A 25,612-nucleotide genomic window follows, 5' to 3' on the forward strand; every position below is an offset into this window, starting at 1 on the left:
TCACAATATTAAATATTATTATAAGACCTGAATTTTTCAATGAAATTATCGAGTTCCTCTTTAATTTGGTCAAGTGTGACGATTGGTTTGTATGTTACAAGAGAATTTAAAGTTATCAATAATGGTATTGCCTCGCCAATGCGAACATTATTAAAAGTTAAATCCTGATAGGAAATGTTGAATTCATCGCTGCTTATCTGGTCAATGCTAACGCCGGCTGGAGGGAAAGTGATTTCCTGTCTGTCAATCAGTTCCTCAAGGACTTCTGTACCTTCCAATATATCTTCAAATTCGACTTTATCCTTGTTTAAGATTGGTGTGACAAAATCAAATCTGATATCATAATCATATTTTGAATAATGATGCCTGAAATAGTTATCAACCATCAAATAGTTTATGAACAGCTCATGATTTAAGATTGAATATTTCTTATTGTTTAGAATAAATTCCATGTTTGATATTTAGTTAAAGATAGTATAAATAACTATTTCATTCTAAAAATGAAGTCAAATCGTATTCATCTTTTTTAACATTTCTTGTTGTAAGAGCGAGTGTTTTAAGAGGTTTAACTGAATTTTCTTCCATTTGCTTAAAGCTTGAATCAAAACCGCTGCTTCCAGCTGTCAGGAAAAATTTGACATTGCTGAATCTGCCTTCGTTTTGATTAAGATATGAAATTATAGGGTTGGCCGCTTTGCTTGCCCACACAGGCGCTCCAATATAGACCACATCATAATCTTCGGGGTTGTACTTTTGCGGTTCCAATTCGATGATTTTGCCTGATGCGCCATCTTTGATTCCGCGTGCATATCCTAATTTGCCGTTATAGTTTACTTTTGATTTGATTTCTTCAATATCACAATCAAGTTGGCCTGCAATATCCTCTGCCAGTCTTTTTGTAATGTTTGTTCTTGAAAAATATACAACTAATGATTTCATAGATTACTATTGTACATTAATAGTATATTAATGTCTGCTTAACAATTAAGATTATATTAAACAAATAATATAGTATCTACATGGAAAAATTAAAAATAGCTAAAGCAATATCTACATTTACCAATCCGCCAATCATTTGCATTCCATTATTTTTAATAATCTGTTTAATATTATCATTTGAAAACGGAGCATTTAATCTATCCAAATTCATTGTTTTGGAGCTGATTTCACTTATTTTTGCATCAATCCTGCCTATGGCAATCATACTCTATTGGGTTAAGAAACTTGATACTGACAGCGACATTTCCAATCGGGAAGACCGCTTTACTCCATTAATCGTTGGGATAATTTCTTATTTTATTGGATTTTTGGTTTCACTGTTTGTTGGGGCTGACCATTTCCTGACCGCACTGCTTTTATGCTACTGCGTAAATACAGGAGTTGTGCTTTTGATTACCTCAAAATGGAAAATCAGCGTTCACACCACTGGCCTATCAGGTCCTGTTGGTGCATTGATATTGCTTTTAGGACCAATCGGAGCGCTATTTGCAATACTATATCCGATATTGATCTGGTCACGTGTTACCTTAAACAAGCATACATTGGCCCAGGCCATTGCCGGAGGAGTCCAGGGATTTTTCCTGACTGTCTTGGAAATGTACCTATACATTTACCTTTTTAACTTTGATGTAGTTGCATTGACACCATTGGCTGACTGCATCTGGTATATTTTAGCCATTATATTTACCCCGATTGCATTGGGCATATTGTCTTACAGCGATATTTCAAACAAAAAAGGAGTCTTTATATTACTTGAATTAATCGGATTCATATTCTTTTTGATATTCAGTCCATTTGATGTCCTTTTGATATATATTATAATCTCAATTACATGCATTTTAATCAGCTTGTATGCCGGTCAGGACTTTGCCTGGTTCAATGTCATGAAATCATCATAATCTTTTGACTTAATTATATCTAGGAAGAACTTTTTCTTGACGGGGCCCAAGTTATCCAAAAAGTCCTGATAATATTTGCTTGATTTAATTGAAAGATAGTCCTTTTTAATCAACTCATAAAGTGGAACCTTATAGTTTTCTTCAATGTCTCTTAAAGCAAATCGAGGACCATTGATTTTATAGGCAAGCAAATCAAATTTGTATGCATCATACCATCCATTTTCAATAAAAATTCTCATTAATTCCTGTCCTGCCGGAACGGTATCAAGGAACTTCTCGTCAACCACATGAGTAATTGATGCGTCATGCTTCCTCCTATAATAAAGATGCCTTTTTATGATTGAAATCCTGTCTGCCTTTAGCAGAACATAATAAAAAAACGGCATATCCTCAAAGAATATCCCTTCCGGAAACTTCGCATCAATGCGCCTTAAAAAAGAAGTGTTATATATCTTCTGACACACCCCTACTGACATGTCAAAAATGGAGCCGTCATAATCGCAAGCCTTAAAGACCCTATCCTCAAAGCTTTCATCGAATATGTTTAGGTTAAACCAGTCGTTTTCATAAATCTTGCCGCTTTTATCGTCATAGTTTATCATCTGATAAAATGTAAAATCAGTATCCTTGCTTTTAGCTTCCCTATAAGCTATTTCAATTGCATCTTCACTGTACCAGTCATCGCCGTCAAGATACATTACATACTCGCCCCGAACCTCCTTCAGGGCCCTGTTTCTGCTTGCTCCTGGCCCGGAATTCTCATGACTGATAAGTTTTATCCTTTCATCATCAAAGCCATTTATGATATCTGATGTGCCATCAGTCGATCCGTCATTTACGACAATCAACTCCAAATCATCGAATGTCTGATTTAAGATACTTTCGATAGCTTTCCCGATAAATTTCTCTTCGTTAAAGGCAGTGAGAATTACTGAAACTTTTACCATGAACTTAAATTTAAATCTGCATTAATATAAAGTTATTTATTTCTAAGATCCCTAAGCGGCTTGGTGATTTTCCAGGAATTTGAAGATAAGATTTCTTCATTTTTATCCTTAAGCCTTTTATTTTCGGCCTTAAGCCTTTTAATGTCTCTTTTCAATTTTGAATTCCTTTTTTCAAGCCTGTTTTTTGCGTCAAATTCCTTTCTGACAATCCTATTTAAATCGGTTATTCTTTTTTCATAAAAGTTTTCATCAAAGCTTGAATCTTCATCATCATAACCGTAATCACTTAAGATTTGAACAAGAACCTCTTTTGATTGCTTGAAATCGCCCATTGATGACCTGTATTTGACATCCTCTTTTGATAGGGTACTGCCCGTTTCATAAATCGCCCAGATGTCCTTTGAAGACCCTTTACAGTCTGCCAGCTTTGAAGGCAGATATGGATTTACGTTGAATCTGTTTTCGGTTATCGTATCATTGACAAGCAATATGTCGAATTTTGTAGTTGCATTTAAAAATTCAATATAATTCAGCAGCTTCTGTATAATGATATTGTCCTTAAACTCAAGCTCATCAATTAAGATCTTCAGGAAATCAGCAGAGTCTATGAATATGTAGAACTTGATTTTATCCTTGTATTTGTGATTCAGCGATTCAAACGCATAGAATAACGGTTCAAAATGCCTTAATATATAGTAAGTTGTTCCAAAGTAGGCAATATTGATATCCCCTTTGTCCAAATCAATATCGCTTTCCTTTTGATGATAGTATGATTTATCCAATGTCGGATGGGGTATTATCTGTGACTTATCAATGACCAATTGCTTTACATCATCATCGTAGGATTCAAGCATCATTTCCCTTTGGTTTACGTTTGTAAATATGATCTTATCTGCAAATAAAAATGTCAAATACTCGGCAATGTGGAATGTATTGGCCGGATTGTCCAGTTCCTTAAAATTGAGCATTCTAATGTTCTGATTTAGTCTGTCGATATATTCCTGATTGTCAAGAACTGCTGATTTATAATTTTTGATTCTTCCCTGCATATTCCTCAAAACAGGATCTGAAAACTCGGCAGTCCAGAAAACATCCGGATGGCTGAATTTGTATTCAAGCGCCAAATAATGATTGGACATATACCATGAACGACTATAGATTTCTTTGTAGTCCTTTTTATCAATTATATCCATACCTTGATTGATAAAATCAAATATGCAATCGACAGAATCTCGTTTTGCATCAACTGACACTTCAAATCTTTCATTTATAAAATTATCAAGATTTACAAAATCCAGAAAATCATTATCGACATGGTTTAATAATACATCAACTTTTGAATTATCAGTGATAATTCTTTTAGCAACAACAATTCCACTTACATCGTTATCAGGTGGAAATTTAAAAGAAATAACTAATTTATCAGATTCACTCACTATAATCACCAAATATAGTAATGATTATATGAATTATTATTAAAATAAATTTCTAAAATCAAATAAAAAAAGAAGGATTAAATCTTAGATTCAATCGTTGAATTTTCCTAAGAACTCTTTCATTCTTTGATTGTCGGATGAAAATACCTCTTCAGGACTGCCTTCTTCAACAATCACACCGCCATCCATGAATATGATGGTATCTGAAACGTTTTTGGCAAAATTCATCTCGTGGGTTACAATAACCATGGTCATGTGTTCAGCAGCCAGCTGCTTGATTACAGTCAGGATTTCGCCTGTTAGCTCAGGGTCAAGTGCTGAGGTAGGTTCATCAAAGAACAATATGTCAGGATTCATCGCCAGAGCCCTTGCAATGGATACTCTTTGTTGTTGGCCCCCTGACAGTTCACATGGATATGCGTTTTCCTTATCTTCCAGGCCCATTTTCTTGAGAAGCTCCAAAGCATGTTTGCGAACTTCATCCTTATCCCTTTTTTGAACTTTTAAAGGGGCATTGGTAATGTTTTTCATTACTGAATGATGCGGAAACAGATTGAAATTCTGGAAAACCAGTCCGAAAGTTCCGTCAAAATTGATTTCACCGCTGTCTTCCTCTTCAAGGTCGGTGATGCATCTGAGCAATGTTGATTTTCCTGAACCGGACGGTCCGATAATTGACAATACTTCACCCTTTTCAACCTTAAGTGAGATATCCTTTAGAACAACATTGTCTCCAAAGCTTTTTTTAAGATTTTTTATTTCAAGCAAACTCATTTTAATACCCCTCTAATCATAATAACTTAATCTGTTTTCCAAGTTTTCCATGAAGAATGCAACTAGAATATTGAATACATAATAGAATACACCCGCTACGAGCAATGCCGCAATTGATGCATCTGCCGCTGCAATCTGCTTGGCCACTGTAAACATTTCCGGAATTGCAATTACAAATGAAAGAGAAGTATCTTTTACAAGAGTAATTACTTCATTAGTTACTGAAGGAAGAATTATCTTAAATACTTGAGGCATTATAATTATAAAGAATGTTTCTAGCTTGCTGTAACCTAAAACCTGTGCCGCCTCATATTGTCCCTTCGGAATGGCCTCTATTCCACCTCTGTAGATTTCCGCAAAATAAGCCGCATAGTTAATTGTAAATGCGATAATGACTGCAATGAATCTGTAGTCAGGTGAAAGTGTAAGTCCAAATACATAATACGGCGCAAAGAACACAACAATCAGCTGTAACATTAACGGTGTGCCTCTCATGATTGAAATATAAATCTTCATCAACCATCTAATCGGTTTGATGTTACTCATTCTTCCTGCGGCAATAGCTAAACCTAAAGGAAGAGAGAAGAGTAATGTAAGTAAGAATATTTCAATTGAGGTAACCATCCCCCCAAGTAATTGTGAAATTACATTACTTAAAATCATATAACTAATTCTCCCTCTTAACTAATTAGTTTATTTTGTGATTAAAGATCCAGGAACACCGGAATCACTATAGTTTTGAGCGATTTCAGCAACGGTTCCGTCTTCAAACATTTCATCTAAAGTAGTTTGTACTTGGTCTTTTAATGCATCGTTTCCAAGTTTGAATCCTACACCGTATTGTTCGGATGAGATGTAATCATCTAAGATAGTGTAATCATCAGGGTTGTCTTTAGATGAGATTTGGTATTGTGCTACACCAATATCGATAGCAACAGCGTCACATGCACCGGATTCTAAATCCATGAATGCAGTGTTATAGTCAGCAACTTCGGTTAATGCTTCAAAGGTGTCTGCTAAAGTTTTGTTATCTCCTTGAAGTGAAGCTAATGCTGAGGAATCTTTTTGGGTTTCTACAGTTTTACCAGCTAAATCTTCTAAGGAAGATATTCCAGAATCAGATTTTACAACGATGACTTGTTTGTTGTCGATGTATGCGTCAGTCCAGGTGTAATCGTCTTCCCTACCGTTGATGGTAAATCCGTTCCAAATACAGTCGATAGAACCTGAGTCTAATTCTGCATCTTTAGCATCCCAGTCTATTGGTTGAGCTTGGAATGTCCAATTGTTTCTTTCACAAACTTCTTTTGCTAAATCTAAGTCGAAACCAACATAGTTTCCACTGTCGTCTTTATATCCGTAAGGAGGGAATTCTGCATCGAAACCTACAATGAAGGTGTCTTCATCGTTAGCGGTTGCGTTAGCATCGTCACCACCCATAAAGTCAAATAAACCAGCGCTTACAGTAGACATCGCTACTAAAGAGATTACTACTAAAGCTAAAATAAAACCTATCTTTTTATTCATAAAAAACACCAATAGTTATAACTATATTTTTTGTAGAATATTTTCTACTAATTATAACTTTTATTTTTTTATATATTTATGTATTTATCTTTAATTTTGAAATTTGTATTAAAAAACAATATGATTCTTATTAAAAATTTGAATGAAAACTATATTTTGTGATGCATCCTGCTTATCGGTTTAAAAAAAAAAATTAGATATCATCAATAATATCCATCAGGGAATCGAAATCTGTGATAATCTTGTCGTTACCTACCAGGTTTGCAACCTTTGAACTGTCCTTAGAAAACAGATAGAACTTATCACATGCATTATCGAATATCAATGCCTGATTCAAGTCACCGGCATCGAAACTGATTATCAAATCAAATTCCAAACCGCCATACTGCAAATCGAATGATCTTTTAAAGAAATCCTTCAATAAATTGGTATAATCCTTTTCATTGCCTTTGCTGATCAGTTGATTGTATTTCAGTTTTTCCTTGACAGTAGGCATTATGTTATAACTGAACGGCATAAATCCGATTCCTTGAGGAATGCTGTCAAAAATATCTTCGTTATTTTCCTTAATGTTATCCATCCACTGACAAAATGAAATGAATATGTTATATCTGTCGCAGTCTACATTTTCAATAAAGCTATTTAATGATTTGACGCTAGCGTCATTTGAGAAATCACCTGCATAAAGCAGGATATTAGGCTTCTTATTTTCAATAATTTCATATCTGCAGCAGTCTTTGCCTTTAAAAATAGTCTCACATATATATTTAACTGCATCAATGCGTTCATATTGGCAGAATTTCTCAATGAATTCTTCATCATCATAATCCTTAAGTGCGTTCATTTCGATAATCAGGTCTTTTACTGTTTGAACTTTAGGAAAAGGCAACTCGGATAGAGGGAAATAAAATCCACGGTCTGCCAAATACTCTTCCTCATCGTAGTTGAAGATGATGATTTTGCGTTTTGTATTTGCAAAATCAAAGAATACGCTTGAATAATCAGTAATTAAACAATCCGCCATATTAACAATGTCATATATCTCAAAGCCATTAGGGAATGCTTTGATATGGACGAATTTGGAAAAATCGATTTCCTGAGTATTATATGGATGCAGTTTGGCAAACAGGATTTGATTATCCTTTAAGTTTTCATCAATTTCCTTTAAGAATCTATTTACATCATTCTTTTGCTTTTCATCTTTTCTGTTATCCACTAAACCCTTAAAAGTCGGCATATAAATGAAGATTTCATGATTTTCCAAGTTAAATTTCTGCTTGAATTCATCTCTTTTTCCCTCATCCAAAAAGACACTGTTTCTAGGATATCCTTCAAGCAATATTTTTCCGGGATAAACATTTTCAAGCATGAATGAACTTAGCAGTCTATCCCTTAAGTAATCGCTTGGAAAAATAAGGTAGTCTGAAAAAAGAAGTGAACGCTGAATGATTCCCATTGAAAGTCTTTCATAGGAATTATCAATACCCATCAGCTTCAATATTGTTCCATGCCATGTATTTACAAATATCTGCCCTGGTTTTTTAACGTATTTGTATCTAATTCCTGAATCTGTAAAGACATATTTTGCTTTATGCAATATTTCACAGGCTTTGTCTTGCGAATCAATGATTTTATATATATTTAAGTTGTAATTTTTCTTAAATTCTTGAATCTTAGGCTTTACATGGCTATGTGCAAAAACATATATCTTAAAATCCCCATAGGATCCTGTGGAGAGTTCTTCAACAATCCTGAAGATATTTCCTGTAAAATCATAACCGTTTCTGGATTCGACATAAATGATTTTATCATCTATGTCCTGATTGTAATATGCATCATAGATAGTTGAATTAATCTTACATTCCTTTAAATTCTTAAATTTATCCTTAAAGCCCATTATATCCCATTGAACTACCTCAACTTATAGAAGTTGAGGATTCTTACTTCACGGGCTGTACGCTCTTTTGAGTGTAGAATTACCGTGCTATCCCCCTCGTCCCGAAGGTTAAGGCTTTTATAGTTTAATTTATTTTTTTAACTTGGTTTTCGTTGAAAAATTTTGAATTAAACTTTCTATTGCCATTTATTAATATATTTAGTTTGTTATTTAAAGATTTTCAGAGAGCATTTGAGAATAATCTGCCCTCCATTTTGTGCAATTCATCCACTACTTAAAGAAGTCATGGTATTCTTGCACGATTAGATAAAAAGGATGAATAATCTAATAATATGAATATCCATCATCTACTGCGAAAGCTAAATTATTATGTGATTCCTTTAAAAACAATGTTCCATTGAAATTGGCATGGACGGTGTAATTTCCATTTTCCAATCCAAGAACTTGAATATATCCACGGCCCAATTCATCTGTAGTGATATTGTATTTATGTGCCCATCCGGAATCATCTAAGATTTTCAAGTCGATTACCTGGTCGGGAATAACGTTTCTGTAGTCGTCCTTGAGCTGGACATAAATGTAGTCGCCGTTTTTTATAGTGTCATTGCAGGTAATTGAAACTCTAGTATTGGCAGTATTCATGGAAATATATCCAACAGCTAGAATGGCCAGAACTATAATTGCAATAATAGCTATAAGGGCTATTTTTTTGATATCCATATCCATTAAAGCACTCTCCCTTCATAATCAGTTATTATGAACCAACAACACATCGATTTCGGCGGTTTTTAAAACTTTTTCAGCTACACTGCCAATGATGAACTTGTGTAGTCCGCTTTTACCTGAAGATGAAATCACAATTAACTCGACGCCTTCTTCTTCAGCAACCTGATTAATTGTTTCAGCAGGAAAACCAGTTTTAACGACAGTCTTAATATTATATCCTTCTGGGAATTTTTCCTTCATTTCAGCAACAATTGACTTTGCCTCTTCCAACATTCCCTTATTTACCTTTCTAACCTGTGTTCTGCTTTGAAAAGCGCTTGAAGTCAATTTGCCTGCAACGGATAGAATAATTATTTCTCCATCTTCAGCAATCAATTTAGTTACTCTGTCAATTTCCTGGTCCGCATAACCGGATCCATCAGTTGGGAGCAAAATTTTCTTATACATGTAAACACCTTTAAATTATATTTATATGATTTCCTTTATTAATATGTTAGTCATCAATAATTTCTAGGAATTCCTTTAAAGCATTATTGTTATATTCATCATAATCTATCTGAATGTCTTTGACATTTCCATCCATATATTCGTTCATTCCCTTTACAATGCCATCAATATCATTTTCAAATAGGTATGCTCCGTATTTCTTTAGCCATTGGGTTGTTGGCATGTCGCTTGCGATAATTGGAACTTTAAGAGAATTTGCCTCCATAAGGGTCATAGGCCAACCTTCGCGTTTAGACGGCAATATGAACAAATCGCATTTTTTCAATATTGGCATTGGATTGAAAACGGACCTGATAATTGTAATGTTATGTCCAAATTCGCTTTTTTCAGCACGACGTCTTGTTTTGAAGTACTCCGGCCCATGCCCACCGATGATGATAAGTTGGGTATCGGGATATTTCAAACAGAATTCGTTGAATGCGTCAATCAGCAAATCATGATTTTTCTCTTCTGAAAACCTGCCGATTGTTATGAATTTTTTACCCGGACCATTTAAAACTCCATTGATTCCATCAGGGTTTGAGCAGAGAACCAATGTTTCATTCTGGAACTCCACATCCTCCTGGGAGTCTTCAATGATCTTTTTGTAATTGTTAAAATTATGTATCAGGCGGATGTTGTCTTTCCTGCCGGATATCTTATAGATATCGTCAACGGATTCCTCGGAAACTACAACAACATTGTCATATGAATTATAAGCATTCTTTAAAACGGTCCCATTATTTTTGCCCATCTCTATTTCCTTGTTCATGTTTCCATGAGCCCAGATTGACTTATTCGAATCTGTGGCCGAAAACAGCAATATCTCATTAACGCCATAGCCTGTGAAATGTATTATGTTATCAAATGTAAAATCCGAATATAATCTTTTAAATTCCCTTTTAAATAAGTTTTCAACAATTTTAGGGCATGATGCATCATTACCTCTATTGATATACCTTTCAAGGGCAATCTGTTCTCTAAAAGTAGGGTTGATTTTTGTTCTTAATGGTGCCAATTCGACATCTTCGGGAATTGCCTTAAAAATGTCTGAGAAATACCTGTTAATGTAGCTACTCCATGACCTATATGATATGAAATAGTCATGCTCTTGGGCATCAACATAAGACAACAGATTAATCAATGATGAAGTAATCCCGTTCTTTCTCAATCCTCCTGCAAATATCAGGGTATTCTTTTTAGGATTGTCGATTATTTCCTCTTTTAATGTCTTTTCCTCATTAAATACATGCTTGCATAAATCCTCACAGGCATTGATGTTATCCAAGTAACAGAATTTTTCTAAAAATTCACTATCGTCATAATCCTTAGGCGAATTGATTTGGCAAATCAGATCGCAAACACTGCCCGCTTTTGGAAACGGCAACTGTGAAAGCGGAATATAAATCTTATTTTTTCTTGAATATATCTCTTCATCATGATTGAATAAAACAATTTTACGCCTTGAATTTGCAAAATCAAACAATAAGCTGGAATAATCTGTGATTAAAATATCCGCCAGATTCAAAACGTCATATGTTTCATATCCCTTAGGAAATGATTTAACACGCTTGAATCTATTAAAGTCTATGTTTACATTACTGTTTGCATTGTGCAGCTTAACCAGTACTAACTGATTATCATCCAAATTGTCATCAATCTCTTTTAATATTTCTTCAAAAACCTGTTTTCTATGATTTTTGTCTCTAAACAATGATAATCTCTTATAGGTAGGCATATATGCAATTATTTGCTTATTATTTAAACCTAACTTATCCTTTAATTTTTCTTTTTCCACTTCATTGAAAAAAACGCCATTTCTAGGATATCCTCCGTACAGAATTTTGCCAGAATAAGTTTTTTCCATCATATAAGCAGATAATATCTTATCCTTTGCATATTCATTAGGCATCAGGAGATAATCGCATGCAAATAAAGTTTGCTGAACACTTGCAATCATATGCTTATTTGAACTATTGACTCCAATTGCCTTTTGAGGAGTTCCATGCCATGTATTTAAAACAATTTGATTCGGACGTTTGATATATTTATGGTATAAAACGGAATCAGTAATGATATATTTCGATTTTTCCATAATCATTGTGGCATTGGTACGGTCTGAAATAATCCTATCAATCTTAAGGGAATAATTCTTTTGCAATTCTTTAATTTTAGAATGAATATTCTTTTTTGCAAAAACGACTATTTTGAAATCGCCATATTTTCCTGTTGACAATTCCTCTACAATTTTAAAAACATTTCCTGTAAAATCCTTGCCGCTTCTGGACTCGACATACACCAATTTTTCATCAATATCCTTATGATAATAATTATAATAGATTAAGCTATTGATCAATGAATATTTTGTAGTTTCTATTCGATTTTTAATTTTTAGTTTAAACGACATAATAATCGATTATTTTGATTAAAAACTCAAATGAGCAGTTACTGTTCTATTTTTGATAATTTTGACCATTCTTCAATCTGTTTAAATCCAACAGATGTGTGCATTTTTGTTGCAGAAGGTATATAGTAATATGAAAAGATACGTTTGTTTTCAGATTTTAACTGGCTGCAAAGAGCAGATAATGTTCCTTTGGAAAAACCTTTTCCCCTATAAGGTATTGATGTAATCACACCGCCGATAACTGCTAATTCCGGAAGTTCGGCATATGTGCCGGCATGACAGATGATTTCATTATCATCGTCGCGCAATACGAAATTACGTCCGAAATCAGTGGTTTTTCTTTCATAATATTGGGAGTACAGTGAATCAAATCCATATGGCTTTCCGATGCCCTCATCTTCAGAGACTATCCTGACTATCTCTTCCAATTCTTCAACGGGCGCTGAATATGCCTTGAGATCAGGTTCAAAAATTAATTCTTCCAATTCACCGACAATTCCGGTTTCTTGTTCATAATCCGGAAGATATTCTTTTATTTTATCTATAATCGGTTTGATTGAAAATAGCACTTTTGTATCTTTTTGTTTAATGAATTCGACAATTTCCTCAATGATTAAATCCTCAGATTTGCTGTAAATCTGGACTCCACCATAATATTCGCTGATTATAGCGCAAATCTTATCATCATCATATTGAATCCAGACATTAAAATTTTCGTCATCCAAACCATATTTCTTTAAATCAATGAAGATATATAGGCATTTACCATAGTCCTGCCCGATATAATCAAATACAGTTTCTATATTGTCGTTTGTACATTCCACTATCATTTAATCACTCCATATTTTATTTAATTTTATTAAATATCAGCTTTAAACTTCTTAATTTTATTGGCTAATCTTTTATTCTTGTTTTTCCTTAAGTATTCATCCAATATTCTATCAATGTCTTCATCAACCGAATAGGAATAGTTTAAATTGAGAGACTCTTTCATTGATTCAATCAATGGATTCAATAAAATTCCTAACTTTTCAACATCATTTTCTTCATGTGCCTTAATGATTTCATCCTTTAGTTCTGCATATTTTTCACGTGTAATTACAACATTTTCACTTTGAAGCACATGTCTTGAGATTTTATTGGTGGTCTTCTGATAATTCTTTAATCTTATGTTATCAAAATACATAATCTCATTATTCCTTTGAATTTCATCTAGACATTCCTTGATTTTAGGATTATTTGAGAATTCTTCCCAGCTAAGGGTACTGCTTTTAAATCCGTCATACATTCCCCATTTTTTGTCTTTCCATGAACCACCATAGAAAATCTTGAAGTATGGTTCAAAATCTTTAAGTATATACGATGGAATGCCCTCTAATTTTGTAGGAACTACCTCATTTAACAAGCTGGACTTTAACTTTTTACCGGAAAATCTCACAAATGGGTAATTTTTGATGTTATCCCAAGTATCTATTGCATAATTCAGTTTTTTATATTCATATCTGCGTTTATTTATCCTTTTGTTTCCAATTAAAAAGCATGCCAGGTTAATTAATTTCTTTTGATATTTCTTGCGCCATAGCTGAGAGCTATTGACATTCATATGTCTTAATTTCCATAAATCATTACGGGATTTGAGTTTTTTGGCATGCCCTTTTGGAACCTGATGTTCGATGAAGTATATGGTTATCCTTACACAATTGTTTTCTATGTGCCTTTCTGTCTCAAAATTAATATCAGTGAGTTTCAAATCTAGTGAATCCCTGTATCCAAACATCATGTAATGCCTATCAAATTTTGGATTGACTCTGAAATCTTCAAAATAATATTTATCATCATCCAAGATGTCTGCAATCTTTTCAGCATCTCCCTGACACATAATGACTTCAAATGATTCAATAAACTCAATTGGCTCATCAAAATATGCTAAATAAGCAGCTTGACTGTGCAATGCATACTTGACATTAGCCTTATCACACAACTCATTTAATTTATTGAGCAAATCCATTTGAATCTCTTTTCTAGTTAACATTGATTTTCCTCCATCATCTTATCAATACCAACATATTGTTTTGCATCTCTCCAAACAAAACCATTTCGAGTGTGATTTACTGCATCACTATAGATATCATGAGCTTTTTTATCATCACCTAAATGATAATATGCTTCTGCAATACTGGCTAAAATCTCCCCGTCCTCTGGAAAATCAATCAACATGTCATTGCCTTCAGCTATAACCTGTTTATAGTCTTCATCAGAATTTGAATTATGCAATTTTACCAATAATTTAGCCCTATAAGTATCAATCAAAGAGTTACAATAATCGTTAGCTCCATTTAATATATCTGCTGCCTTGTCAAAATCCTTTTCATCATAAATATTAACTGACAAATCTTTACAGTAGTCGCAGACCTGCTTATAAAATCCGAAGTCTTCACCCAAATCCATATTATTTTCCATGATGTTTAGAATTGTCAAAGCAGTGAAATACCTGCCCTGTTTAATCTTATTTACAATAGCTACCTTAAGTACTTCCTCATCAAGATCAATGAATAAATTGAATAATCTGCAGTTCTTCTTTAATTGAACGGTATAGTAATCGTCAAATAGTTCATCTAATAATTCATATTCACCATCATTTAACAGTTTTTCAAGGTCATAATTATTGAATTCAATTTTTTTGTATAGTTCCTCTGTAGCTATAACCCCTCTTATTTTAAACCTTTCAAGAGAATTTTTTAATGTGGGAATTCTGATGTTTAAATAAATCTTTTTAATCTCTTCATAAATTTTAATCATTTTTCTTTGATTTATAAAATTAAGATATATGTCAGAATATTCTTCAAATGAACGATTCAAATCCTTAATTAATGGATTATGAAACATTTGATTGCTTTTATCCGGAACATATACCCAGTCATCACCGAATTCGACTCTGTATAAATGTTCCAGTCCATTAGGGACAGGAAATGTTTTGCCTTCAAACTCTATAAGGCGTTCCTGTGAAAACCATTCAGTTTTATAAAATAGGTAATCCTCACCCCATGACAAGTAAAACAGGTCAGCTTTTTCCTGAGGATAATTATAATATTTTTCATATAATCTGTCTATGACAGCGGAATATCCCTGTTCCTCAATTTCCTTATAGTAACTTAAAACCAAATCCCTATGATCGCCGTATTTAGATAAAGGAATGAATTTAGATGTAAGGAAATTAGGGGAAACCAGCTCTAAAAATGCTTTCATATGCTTTAAATACTCTTTACGTTCATTTTCTTCATTAGGGATGGGGTCCAATATGAAAAATTCCACTTGCTGTCCGCAGGATTCACTGGCAATTGATTGTGCTGCATGAATGACTGTTGTTGATGTATCCACATATCTGGCAATAGGGTTTCTGTAAAGCTCTGAATCTTCCATACATACCAAATCTCTATCATCCGGCAGTATATCATCATTATCATTAATCAGGTCATATAATTTGCGCCAATTCTTTCTGGTGATGAACAAATCAATATCATCATCCCACGGCAAAAAACCGCCACACCTTAAAGCGCCTAAAGCAGCACCGCCTGCCAAATAATATTCAATATCATTCGCTTTACATATTTCATCAATTTCCACTAATAACTCAAATAATCCCCTTTGTATCTCATTCATATTTATCCCCGTACGTATGAATATGTCCTTATTCAATGAAAAATTCCTTATCCTTAAGAGTTTTGATTTCATCAACCAATTTCTCATTACCTTTCATTATCAATACCCTTTCAATAAGACTATCGGTTTCAGGATTAATATCAAATGTCATTCCCAATTTCGCATACTTTCGCAATGCCGAAATTACAGGTTTTAATTCCTTATAAACCAAGTCAAATTCCTTTTTGTCAGATAAATCAAAAGATAATAAACGTTCTATATTTTCATCAAAGTACTTTGTAAACTCAATTTGCTTATTGGTCATCAAAATCAAGTTCCATAAATTATTAAGCACCACCCTATCATCATCGGCTTCGGCTGATTTTAATTTGACTTCCTCATTTAGAGAATTGGACTCCATAATCAAATCTTTAGATTCCTCAATTATCTGTTGATAGCCCATTTCCGGATTCAGAATATAACGGTACCCAATATTAGTTGGTTTAATCTTACGGTCCTTGAAATTAGCCCCAAAAATCTCCCTGAAAAATTTGGATGCATCTTTTGGAAGGGCCAACTGCAATTTATCAACTTCATATCTGCCAATTTCCTTTAATGTCTTGGCCTTGATTTTTGTATTAATAATTTTAACTGTTGTGAAATCCTGAATGTCTTGCCACCTGTCAATGTAAGTCTTGTCGGTTGGTGTTTTTTTAACTTCGTTTTTTTCCTTATTGGATTTTAAAAACCTGTTAAGAAGCTTGTTGAGTTTGCCCGTTTCTTTAGGCTTTGCAGGTTTGTCTTTAGCTTTTTTGTTGAGTTTCAATCCTCTAATTGGATACACTTCAACATTGATTCCATGATGATCTTTACTATTCAAATCCAATATATTGAAATAAGCAGTATTCTCATTTCCATAATTTATATACCAAGGATTGTTTTTTCTTTCAGTAATAATTCTTTCCGCATAGCGGTTTGGATTGTTTTGCTTTTCAACAATGTCGCAAAAACGCTCAACATCTCCGGAGGTCATAGCTACTGAAACGGAGATTGGTCCGTTTTTAATAGAATGATTAACAAATGCATTTAATCCATTGGTCCCCAATAGAATATAATCTAGATTATTTTTAATGCAGATATCATCTATCTCTTTCAATAATTCCAATTGAATATCCTTTTCACTAATCATTCTTCAGCCTCCTCGATAAAATCATATTCCATTTTATAACGGCTAATTCCAGTTTCCTCTTCGACTTTTCTCCATATTAAACCATTTCTTGTATTATTAATTGCTTTGTTATAAAGGTCTATGGATTCAGTCTCTTCACCGCATTCCGCTTTCGCTTTTGCTTGTATTGCCATTATCTCTCCATCAAATGGATACATTTTCAATATTTCATCGCATGATTTATCAATGTCCTTGTAATCTTCGCCGGACTTTGCATTGAGTTCCCTAATCCATAATTTTGCTCTATGGATATCCAGTAAATCAGGGTATCGTGAGTCATACTTATCAATTAAGGATTGAACCAATTTCTCATCTTTCTTATCGTAGCGTGCAATGGATAACTCCCTACAGCATTTTACTAAATTCTCGACATTAGCCAATCCGTCGGATAAGTTTTCATCATGCTTTTTGCGGATATTTAAATACCTGTCAACCTTATAATATTCACCTTTTTCAACCAGGCATGTTAACAGTATCTCAAGATTCCTATCAGAGATTGGAACAAATATGTCATATTTTTTAACATCATATCTTAATTGCAGTCCCATATACTCATCAAATTCTGATACAATTGCTTCATAATCCTTAGTTTCCAATAAATCTGATAAATATTCTTCTTTACCCTCCAATGATTTGGATATTATTTTGGATTTTGAATTAACATTGATTTTTGCATTCAGCATTTCAATTCTTTTGGTTTTAGCAAATGAGCAAAGATTAGTGTATTTGAGATGCCTGTACCTTTTTAAAACCTCTTCCCTATTGACTTTAGGTATATAACGTTTGGAGTATTCGAGACAGGATGTTGTGTAGTCTTCAAGATGAGGGTGATCGATTTGATTTTTAATTTCAGGCACATACATCCAGTCATCGCCATATGCAATTCTCATCATTGTCTCCACATATTGGCTGACCGGAATCTGTTTACCTTCAAATGTTGAAAACCTATGATTTTCAATGTATTCTTTAGGATAAGTGTAGATTAAGTCTCCCCAACGCATGCAATAACGTTCACATTCTTCTGTCGGGTAATTCTGAAGTTCATCGCCTAATTCTTTAAGGACCTCTTCATCCCCTACAATATTGGCTTTCTCAAAATATTTGTTGTATAATTCAAAATGCTTGTTCCATTCATCAATGGACAAATCTCTGCAGATTGTAAAAAATGGAGATAATAATTCAGCATATACCCTAAATAAATCAATATATTCCTTTTCTTTATCCTCACCTGCGGGCATCGGATCCAAAATCAAAAATTCAAGGTGCTGGCCTAGAGATTTACCGGCCAATGCCTGTGATTTAAAAAGAGCTGATGTTTCTTGATTAATGTAACGTGGAATGGCATTTCGGTAATATTTAGTATTTTCATGATAAGCAAAGGTGCGCATTTCCGGAATATCGATTTCACCGGATTCAATTACTTCTTTTAATTTATTCCAGTTGTCTCTAGTGAGATATATGTCCATGTCATCGTCCCAAGGTAAGAAACCGCCATGCCTTATTGCACCTAATGCCGTACCTGCAGCAATAAAATAATCGATATCATATTTCTTACTAATTTCATCAAATTCATTCAATAAATTCAATAGATTTTTTTGCCGAAAGTTCATAAATTCACCTATTATCCCAAATAAAATTTACTCCACGAAATACTCATGTTTTTTAATTTCATCCATTCTATCAATTAAATTTTCATTACCGTTCAACAATAAGAATTTTCTAATCAATGAATCTGTTTTTTCATCAATTGAAAATGTCATGCCCCGATTAGCATACATTTCTAATCTTCTAATGACTGGATTTAAAACAATTTCCATTTCTTCAAATTGAGCTTCATCATTTAAATCCAAACTCAATAAGTAATCAATTTTTTCTTCAAAGAAATCAATATAGTATATTTGAGCGCTAGTCATTTGAACTAAATTCCAGACTCTATCAACACACTCCTTTTCTTTGCGTACCTTGAATCTGCCCCAAACCAATTCTTCGTGAGTGGACCTGATTTCATCCAATAAGTCTTTTGTTTCACTAAGAATGGTTTTATAGCTTATTTCAGTATCGACAATAGCATTTATACGTTCAGATTTAAGCACAACATTAACATCCTCAATATCCCTACCATAAATTTGCTTGAAATAGTTTTTAGTATCTTTAGGATAATTTAATTCCAAATTATCTACTTGACATTTGGTGATCTCCTTGAAATATCGAGTATTGATAATATTTTTACCAATCTGCACTTTTGAGTATTTTTGAATATCTTCCCATTTATCAATGAATATATTATCAAAGATTTTTTCAGGATATTTCTTTCTAAAACCTGAAACATCATAAACAGTATCCGCCAGGGAAATGCCCAATCTTATTGGTGTGTATTTTTTGTTCACGACCTTTTTATTTAAAAACTTACGAAGCTTATATTCCTTGGATATCCTAGAATCCATTACCTCAATTTTATTTCCATCAAGGTCAAAGGATTTGATGATTGGATAAATACGAACGTTGATTCCATGATGCAAATTGTTATCTAAACTAATCATGTGATAATCTGTTGTATTTTCATTTCCATAAGATACATATAATCGAACATATTTCGGATTGTTGAACATTCCCTCAACATAACGGTTAGGGTCATTCTGCTTTTCAACAATATCGCAGAAGCGGTTGATATCCCCTAATGTCATTGCAACGGAAACATGGGCAAAATTATTTCTTATTGTATGGTTAACATAAGCGTTGAAAGCATTATTTCCAACAAAAATATACTTCAAATCATTTTCAGAACAGATTTCATCAATCTCTTGAAGCAATTCCAATTGGATATCATGTTTAGATTTCATTATTTTCCCCCTCAATCAGTTCACGTTCCATTTCAATACGGCTAATGCCGCATTCATCTTCAACCTTCTGCCATATCAATCCGTTTCTTGTATTCACGACAGCCTTTTCATAAAGCTCTAAAGATTGCTCAGTTTGGCCCAATTCGGATTTGGCTTTTGCCTGTATTGCCATCACTTCCCCATCAAATGGATATGAATCTAAAATTTCATCACAGAACTTGTCAATGTCTTCATAATCTTCGCTGGATTTGGCATTAAGCTCTTTAATCCATAATTTTGCTCTATATATATCCAATAAATCCGGATAAATACCATCATATTTATCAACTATCTCTTGAACTAACTGCGAATCCTTTTCATCATATCTGGCTATGGACAGCTCCCTACAGAACTCCACTTCACTTTCAATATCCTCTAACTCTTCAGTGAGCGGAGCATCATCCAATTTGCGAATATTTAAAAATTTATTGATATCATAATATTTCCCTAATCTTAGCAGATTTAATGAGAATGTTGCAAGATTCCTATCAGTAATAGGGACTGTAATCTTGAATTTTTGTACTTCTCCCATTGATTGAAGAGAGGAATACTCTTTGAATTTTTCGGACAATTCCATATATTTTCCGTCCTCTAACAGTGAACGCAATTCATCTTCTTTTTCTTCAAGATTATATTTGAAATGCATGCATCCGACCAAAACTTTCTCTTTTGCAATCAACATCTGCACCTTTTGACGTACATCATATAAACTTGCATTATTGCGTTTGTTAATCTTGAACTTTTCAAAAGCAGAATCGCGATTAATTTTAGGAAGATATCTGTCAGTATATTCTTTAAAGGAGATTTCACTATCCTTAATTCCGCCGTGAACAATCTGTTCATCATATTCGGGAACATACATCCAGCTATCACCATAAGCAACTCTGAGGATGCCTTCGGGATGTATTCCAATTGGGAATTCCTTACCTTCAAACATTCCCATTTGGCCTAACTCGAACAGTTCCTTATCATAAATGTATTCCTTTATTCCCCATCGCATGCAATACTCATCGCATTCATCAATGGAGAATTGCTGAAGCCAATCCTCAAGTTCCTTGATTACCTTCTCTTCGCCTTCCTTATCAATCCTATCGCAATATTTTTTATATAGGCTGTAATGCCTATCCCAATCTTCATAAGTGGCATTCTTATGCACTATAAAATAAGGTGAAAGCAATTCAGTATAGACATGCAGCAAATCAAGGTATTCCTGTTTTTCCTTTTCGCCGCTAGGGATTGGATCAAAAATAAATAACTCTAAATGTTGTCCGCAAGCCTTTCCGGCCAACGCCTGATTCCTATACAATGTGGTTGTAGTATCGTCAATATATCTTGGTAAAGGATTTGAATAATATGGAGTATTTTCCTTATATACAAAGGAACGGCCTTCAGGAAGGACATCTTTTTCCGTTTCCAGAACATGCCTCAATTTATTCCAATTATCCCTAGTGATGTACAAATCTATATCATCATCCCATGGCATGAAGCAACGATTTCTAACAGCCCCTAATGAAGCGCCGGCTGCCAAAAGGTAATCAATGTCATACCTTCTACAGATTTCATCAAATTCAACAAGTAATTGAAATAAATTTTCCTGTATGGAATTCATATTACTCAATTAGCCTCTCCCCTATTCTAATTTTTTAAGTGTTTCTGAAATAGCACGAATCAATGCTTCACAACATTCAATGGATTGATTTCCAACATGGGAAACACGGAACATTGATTTGGCAAAGTCTCCACCACTTGGATTAACTACAAAACCATAATCCTTTATCAATTCCTTATATACCACATCGGCATTGTTATCCGGGAAAATTATTGGTGTAACTGCATTGGACAATGGATATGACGGATAGTCCAATCCTATTTCCTTAACCCTTTTTCTAAAGTAGGTGGCAATCTCATTTGTCTCTTTAATAATGTTGTCCACGCCTTTTTCCTCAAGACGTTTAACCATGTCCTCAAGCTCAATAATGATTCTCACGGCAGGAGTGAACGGGGTCTGGCCACGTTCAGCATTTTTTAAATGATCTTTAAAATCGAAATAGATTGATTTGGAGTCTATAACTTCCACTCTTTTTAGCATTCTTTCACTTAAAGCCACAATTGACAATCCTGGAGCCAATGATAAAGCCTTTTGAGAACTTAAAATGACAGCATCAATGGCATATTTATCCATATTCACCTCATCGGCTAAAAATGCACTAATTGCATCAACGACGAAAATCAAATCATTCTCTTTACAGACATCAGACAACATCTTTATGTCATATAACTGGCCGTTTGATGTTTCGTCCAAATTAACAAGCAAACCTGTGAATTTATCATTGCCTAATTTTTCTTCAATCATTTCCCTAGTCAATGTTTCGCCAAAAGCAACATTGACGGCTTCATATGGGATTTCATGAACATCACATATTTGGGTAAAGCGATGGCCGAATGAACCCCCATCAATAACAATCAGGTTATCCTCTTTAGTAAAGCAATTCATTATTGTCGCTTCCATAGCGCCTGTTCCTGATGAGGTCAGCAAAACAATTTCACCATCTTCATTAAACAATAATCTTTTTAATCCTTCATTAACAGAGAATACTACGTTAGAAAATTCATCGTTTCTAAAATAGGGTACTTGTTTTCCGCCGATTTCCAATGTTTCCGGATACATTTCAACCGGTCCGATAGTAAATAAATGACTCATAATTCAATCTCCCTTATTTTCAATTTTTTTAACCTCTTCTAAAATCTCAACGATTTTTAATGATTCATCCTTAAATATGCTTCTAGTATCAATACGATTATTGTCCAACATTGTAGACAATTCACGCAACAGATACTTGAATCCGTTTCCTTCAAAGTTTGTATTGTACATTTGCACTTCTTTGGAATCCGGATAATGGATTTCAAAGTTTCTGCTTCCCCACCATTCACCTTTCATTCTAATGGTTCCTTCAGTTCCGATGATTTCCAGTTGATTATCAACACGTATTTTATTTCCGACATTAATGATTGACCTTCCATTAGGATAAACAAAGTTCATGGATGCGAATTCAATATCCTCTCCATCTTTTTTAACAATGAAATCTGATTTTTCATAATCCTGACCCATAATTTTCAACATAGGCAACAATGTGTAAACGCTCAAGTCATAAAACAGATTAGGGCGGGTTATGTCAATTTTGGAAATTGCACAGTTAAAGCTTAATATATCCCCAATCAATCCGCCTTGTGTCATCCATAACAGTTGATTGAATACATAAATATGCACCATCTTGATGTTTTCCATCAAAATTACATTTTTCTGTTCAGCCAGTTCCATTAACTCTTCCAGTTCATTTGAATTGAATGTTGCTGGAGGATCGTAGATAACATGTTTTCCTGCATTCAATGCCTTATAGATATAATTGAATCTTTTGGAGATATCGCAGCGGACATAAATAATGTCTGATGATTCCAATAATTCTGAATATTCATCACATGAATTTTCCAAATGGTATTTGTCCTGGAATTCATGTTTAACCTTTTCATCTTCACAATAAACGCTTTTGACTTCAAATCCATTGACCAATTTTGATTCCTTGACAATCTGATTATCATCGACAAAATCACAGACGATACCTATGTCATATTGGTCAAACGTTTCTTCGCGGATTTGAGTGCTTGAGATGCCTTTGGTCCTCTCAAGATAAATCATATTACAATATCTGGATAAATGATCGAATTTCCCTTTCCAATCATCCCCAATTACAAAAGAATCGACATCATATTTAATTATGTCTCCAATTTTTTGTCCGAGATATTCCTCTACAATTATTTCATCTGCAAAACCAGTCTTTTGAACATTTTCGATTCTTGTTGCAAGTGAATCATGGACATTCAATTTTCCACGACCAATATCATAATTTTCACCGGTGACACCCACAATCAGGTAATCACCATACATCTTAGCCCTTTTTAATATGTTAAAATGTCCTTTATGGAATAAATCAAATGTTCCATACGTAATAACCTTCTTCATCATTATCCCCATTGAATGTATAGTATATAATAATATAATGTATATTTATTAAACTATTAATAGTTATCATAAAATAAGATATCTTTTAAAATAGTGCTAAGGATATGATTTAAAACTAATTTAAAAAAAATAAAAAATGATGTAGAAAATCTACATCGCAAACATCATCTTTTAATGCTAATCTGTGAAAACATATTCATTAAGAAAACCTGCAAACGCATTACCATATTGTCCATAGGCATATTTGGTGAAATGCAAATTATCAGATGCAGTATATGGACAGTTCTCTTGATTAACTATATTATAATCCCTTGTATTGAATTTGTATAATGTTAAATTTTCGTGGGAACTCCAATTTTTGTACTGCTTATTAATTTCATTTTGATAATCTGTCAATGTATAACCTATTTGATTTGGTGTTACATCCCTATTATTCAACTCTTTATAATTGTATGTACGATCTGAATAGTATAAATCGACAAAGACAACCTTAATCGGGTCATCGCCTCTAGCAACACGTACATTACTTGCCTCTTCAATTTTAGTCATAATATGGTTGAATGCACCATTGAAAGTTTTGGTGTCAGTACTGTTTTCAGAACCTAATTTAGAGTTGTCAAGATAATCATTGGTTCCTGCCGCCAAAACGACAATATTATAATCTGAAATGTTTGTATTTGATTCATGTTCACTATTATAAGCAGTATCAAGATCCTTATAATTGCCTGGAAGTTCACCGATAGCTATTTGGTCTACGACCTCCCTGCAAATACGATATCTGTAATAATTAGTGTTTTCAATGTTCTTTCCATTTTTCTGTCCCAAATCATGATAGGTGGAACCTGGAATTGAAGGGTTATAGTAAACGCATCCTAGCAACTCTCCCACCCTATATGGAATGGAAAAGATATGTCTGCTTGAATCTGACTTATAAGGAGAACCGTATGTAATACTGTCTCCGAAATATAAGATTCTGTATTTTGAATTATCGGCTGAGTAATTCATAAGGCTGAATCCTTTATCAAAATCACTGTAAACCACTTTTCCGTTTTTAGTGGAATATGCTTTTACGGAATAATAGGAATTATTGTCAATATTATTTAGGCTCATTGAAATGGCTGTGGAACCTTTCTGCCCCACCTGGCCAATAACTTCCCACTCGTCATCAGTGGCATTCCTTTTCAGAACCATATATCCTTCAGCATTCGGAACTCTACCCCATTTGATTTGATTATTCTTAAGGGAAACAATGCTTGGAGCTTCCAAATGGAAATCTCCATCGATTTGGTACAAGCCATAACTAATCTTATTCACGCTATAAACGGTTTTTGCAAAGCTTGCGCGAACTGTATAAAACAGGGAATTGAAACTTGGATCTGCGAAAGTTTTACTATTGAGAACATCTTTTAATTGGTCTGCTGACTTGTAATAGAAATCAGTATAACTCAATTTACTGCTGCTAACACTGGCGATTGATTTGAATTGGGCATCACGGCCAACCTTTCTGAATATTATGTACTTTGTTGCGCCTTCTACCTTATCCCAGCTGATTTTCGCTTTAAGATTCTGGAAATCTACGCTGACATTAGGGGACTTCAGTAATTTTAGACCCGCCTTGTCATATGGACCCAATACATTGTCCTTATTTTTCACCATTATTTCCCTAACGGAATAAGTGTATGCAGTTTCATTATCCACCTGATCAGTGAATGTTGTGAATGTAGAATCGGCCTTGACTGTTGAAAGCAAA

The 25,612-nt window shown here is 33.8% G+C and carries 22 protein-coding genes; 1 reads left to right on the forward strand and 21 read right to left on the reverse strand.

Translation table 11 applies throughout. The features are described 5' to 3' along the window. Window positions 1-8: 8 nt before the first annotated feature. Together ACJROP_RS12060 and ACJROP_RS12065 are read right to left on the reverse strand one after the other, a co-directional pair. Window positions 9-452 carry a hypothetical protein gene (locus tag ACJROP_RS12060; RefSeq protein ID WP_406535710.1) on the reverse strand — a complete coding sequence of 148 codons (444 nt, stop codon included), beginning with the start codon at window positions 450-452 and terminating at the stop codon, window positions 9-11. Window positions 453-489: 37 nt separating this feature from the next. Next, complete coding sequence (locus tag ACJROP_RS12065; protein ID WP_406535711.1) at window positions 490-939, reverse strand: flavodoxin family protein; 450 nt, start codon at window positions 937-939, stop codon at window positions 490-492. Between the two features lie 80 nt (window positions 940-1,019). On the opposite strand from ACJROP_RS12065, the gene ACJROP_RS12070 reads away from it, so the two are divergent. Further along, entirely contained in the window at window positions 1,020-1,898 is an 879-nt protein-coding gene (locus ACJROP_RS12070; protein WP_406535712.1) for a hypothetical protein, read from the forward strand. On the opposite strand, the gene ACJROP_RS12075 is transcribed toward ACJROP_RS12070, so the two are convergent. The 19 genes from ACJROP_RS12075 to ACJROP_RS12165 all read right to left on the reverse strand — a co-directional run. Next, window positions 1,859-2,845: a glycosyltransferase family 2 protein gene (locus ACJROP_RS12075; protein ID WP_406535713.1), complete on the reverse strand. Its 987-nt coding sequence runs from the start codon at window positions 2,843-2,845 to the stop codon at window positions 1,859-1,861. The genes ACJROP_RS12070 and ACJROP_RS12075 overlap by 40 nt on opposite strands. Before the next feature lie 32 nt (window positions 2,846-2,877). Further along, on the reverse strand, window positions 2,878-4,281 hold the full coding sequence (locus ACJROP_RS12080; RefSeq protein ID WP_406535714.1) for a hypothetical protein: 1,404 nt from the start codon (window positions 4,279-4,281) through the stop codon (window positions 2,878-2,880). A gap of 90 nt (window positions 4,282-4,371) precedes the next feature. Next, on the reverse strand, window positions 4,372-5,055 hold the full coding sequence (locus ACJROP_RS12085) for an amino acid ABC transporter ATP-binding protein (protein ID WP_406535715.1): 684 nt from the start codon (window positions 5,053-5,055) through the stop codon (window positions 4,372-4,374). A gap of 12 nt (window positions 5,056-5,067) precedes the next feature. Beyond that, on the reverse strand, window positions 5,068-5,718 hold the full coding sequence (locus tag ACJROP_RS12090; protein ID WP_406535716.1) for an amino acid ABC transporter permease: 651 nt from the start codon (window positions 5,716-5,718) through the stop codon (window positions 5,068-5,070). A gap of 30 nt (window positions 5,719-5,748) precedes the next feature. Continuing rightward, window positions 5,749-6,582, reverse strand: a complete 834-nt coding sequence (locus tag ACJROP_RS12095; RefSeq protein WP_406535717.1) for an amino acid ABC transporter substrate-binding protein — start codon at window positions 6,580-6,582, stop codon at window positions 5,749-5,751. Window positions 6,583-6,775: 193 nt separating this feature from the next. Continuing rightward, a complete protein-coding gene (locus tag ACJROP_RS12100; RefSeq protein WP_406535718.1) occupies window positions 6,776-8,479 on the reverse strand; it encodes a CDP-glycerol glycerophosphotransferase family protein in 1,704 nt (567 codons plus the stop codon). 324 nt (window positions 8,480-8,803) lie between these two features. Then, window positions 8,804-9,205: a hypothetical protein gene (locus tag ACJROP_RS12105; protein WP_406535719.1), complete on the reverse strand. Its 402-nt coding sequence runs from the start codon at window positions 9,203-9,205 to the stop codon at window positions 8,804-8,806. A 21-nt stretch (window positions 9,206-9,226) separates the two neighbouring features. After that, window positions 9,227-9,652, reverse strand: a complete 426-nt coding sequence (locus ACJROP_RS12110) for a universal stress protein (protein WP_406535720.1) — start codon at window positions 9,650-9,652, stop codon at window positions 9,227-9,229. Window positions 9,653-9,698: 46 nt separating this feature from the next. Continuing rightward, window positions 9,699-12,098, reverse strand: a complete 2,400-nt coding sequence (locus ACJROP_RS12115; RefSeq protein WP_406535721.1) for a CDP-glycerol glycerophosphotransferase family protein — start codon at window positions 12,096-12,098, stop codon at window positions 9,699-9,701. 38 nt (window positions 12,099-12,136) lie between these two features. Continuing rightward, the gene (locus tag ACJROP_RS12120) at window positions 12,137-12,928 is read right to left on the reverse strand and encodes a GNAT family N-acetyltransferase (RefSeq protein ID WP_406535722.1); all 792 of its coding nucleotides are present in this window, start codon (window positions 12,926-12,928) and stop codon (window positions 12,137-12,139) included. Window positions 12,929-12,957: 29 nt separating this feature from the next. Further along, a complete protein-coding gene (locus ACJROP_RS12125) occupies window positions 12,958-14,130 on the reverse strand; it encodes a hypothetical protein (protein WP_406535723.1) in 1,173 nt (390 codons plus the stop codon). Next, window positions 14,124-15,758 (reverse strand): LicD family protein, encoded by a 1,635-nt coding sequence (locus tag ACJROP_RS12130; RefSeq protein ID WP_406535724.1) that lies wholly within the window; start codon window positions 15,756-15,758, stop codon window positions 14,124-14,126. Before ACJROP_RS12130 ends, ACJROP_RS12125 begins: the two co-directional genes overlap by 7 nt. 28 nt (window positions 15,759-15,786) lie before the next feature. Beyond that, entirely contained in the window at window positions 15,787-16,926 is a 1,140-nt protein-coding gene (locus tag ACJROP_RS12135) for a hypothetical protein (protein WP_406535725.1), read from the reverse strand. Further along, window positions 16,923-18,575, reverse strand: a complete 1,653-nt coding sequence (locus ACJROP_RS12140; RefSeq protein WP_406535726.1) for a phosphorylcholine transferase LicD — start codon at window positions 18,573-18,575, stop codon at window positions 16,923-16,925. Before ACJROP_RS12140 ends, ACJROP_RS12135 begins: the two co-directional genes overlap by 4 nt. 27 nt (window positions 18,576-18,602) lie before the next feature. Further along, window positions 18,603-19,805: a hypothetical protein gene (locus tag ACJROP_RS12145; protein WP_406535727.1), complete on the reverse strand. Its 1,203-nt coding sequence runs from the start codon at window positions 19,803-19,805 to the stop codon at window positions 18,603-18,605. Continuing rightward, window positions 19,795-21,453, reverse strand: coding sequence for a phosphorylcholine transferase LicD (locus tag ACJROP_RS12150; RefSeq protein WP_406535731.1), 1,659 nt, complete (start codon window positions 21,451-21,453; stop codon window positions 19,795-19,797). The genes ACJROP_RS12145 and ACJROP_RS12150 overlap by 11 nt, the downstream gene beginning before the upstream one ends. 21 nt (window positions 21,454-21,474) lie before the next feature. Further along, a complete protein-coding gene (locus ACJROP_RS12155) occupies window positions 21,475-22,545 on the reverse strand; it encodes a pyridoxal-phosphate-dependent aminotransferase family protein (RefSeq protein ID WP_406535728.1) in 1,071 nt (356 codons plus the stop codon). A 3-nt stretch (window positions 22,546-22,548) separates the two neighbouring features. Beyond that, window positions 22,549-23,862, reverse strand: coding sequence for a Gfo/Idh/MocA family oxidoreductase (locus ACJROP_RS12160; RefSeq protein WP_406535729.1), 1,314 nt, complete (start codon window positions 23,860-23,862; stop codon window positions 22,549-22,551). A gap of 177 nt (window positions 23,863-24,039) precedes the next feature. After that, the coding region (locus ACJROP_RS12165; protein WP_406535730.1) for an SGNH/GDSL hydrolase family protein at window positions 24,040-25,612 on the reverse strand (1,573 nt) is incomplete at its 5' end.

Origin of the sequence: Methanobrevibacter sp. (genome assembly GCF_045220775.1) — an archaeon.
Classification (GTDB): domain Archaea; phylum Methanobacteriota; class Methanobacteria; order Methanobacteriales; family Methanobacteriaceae; genus Methanocatella.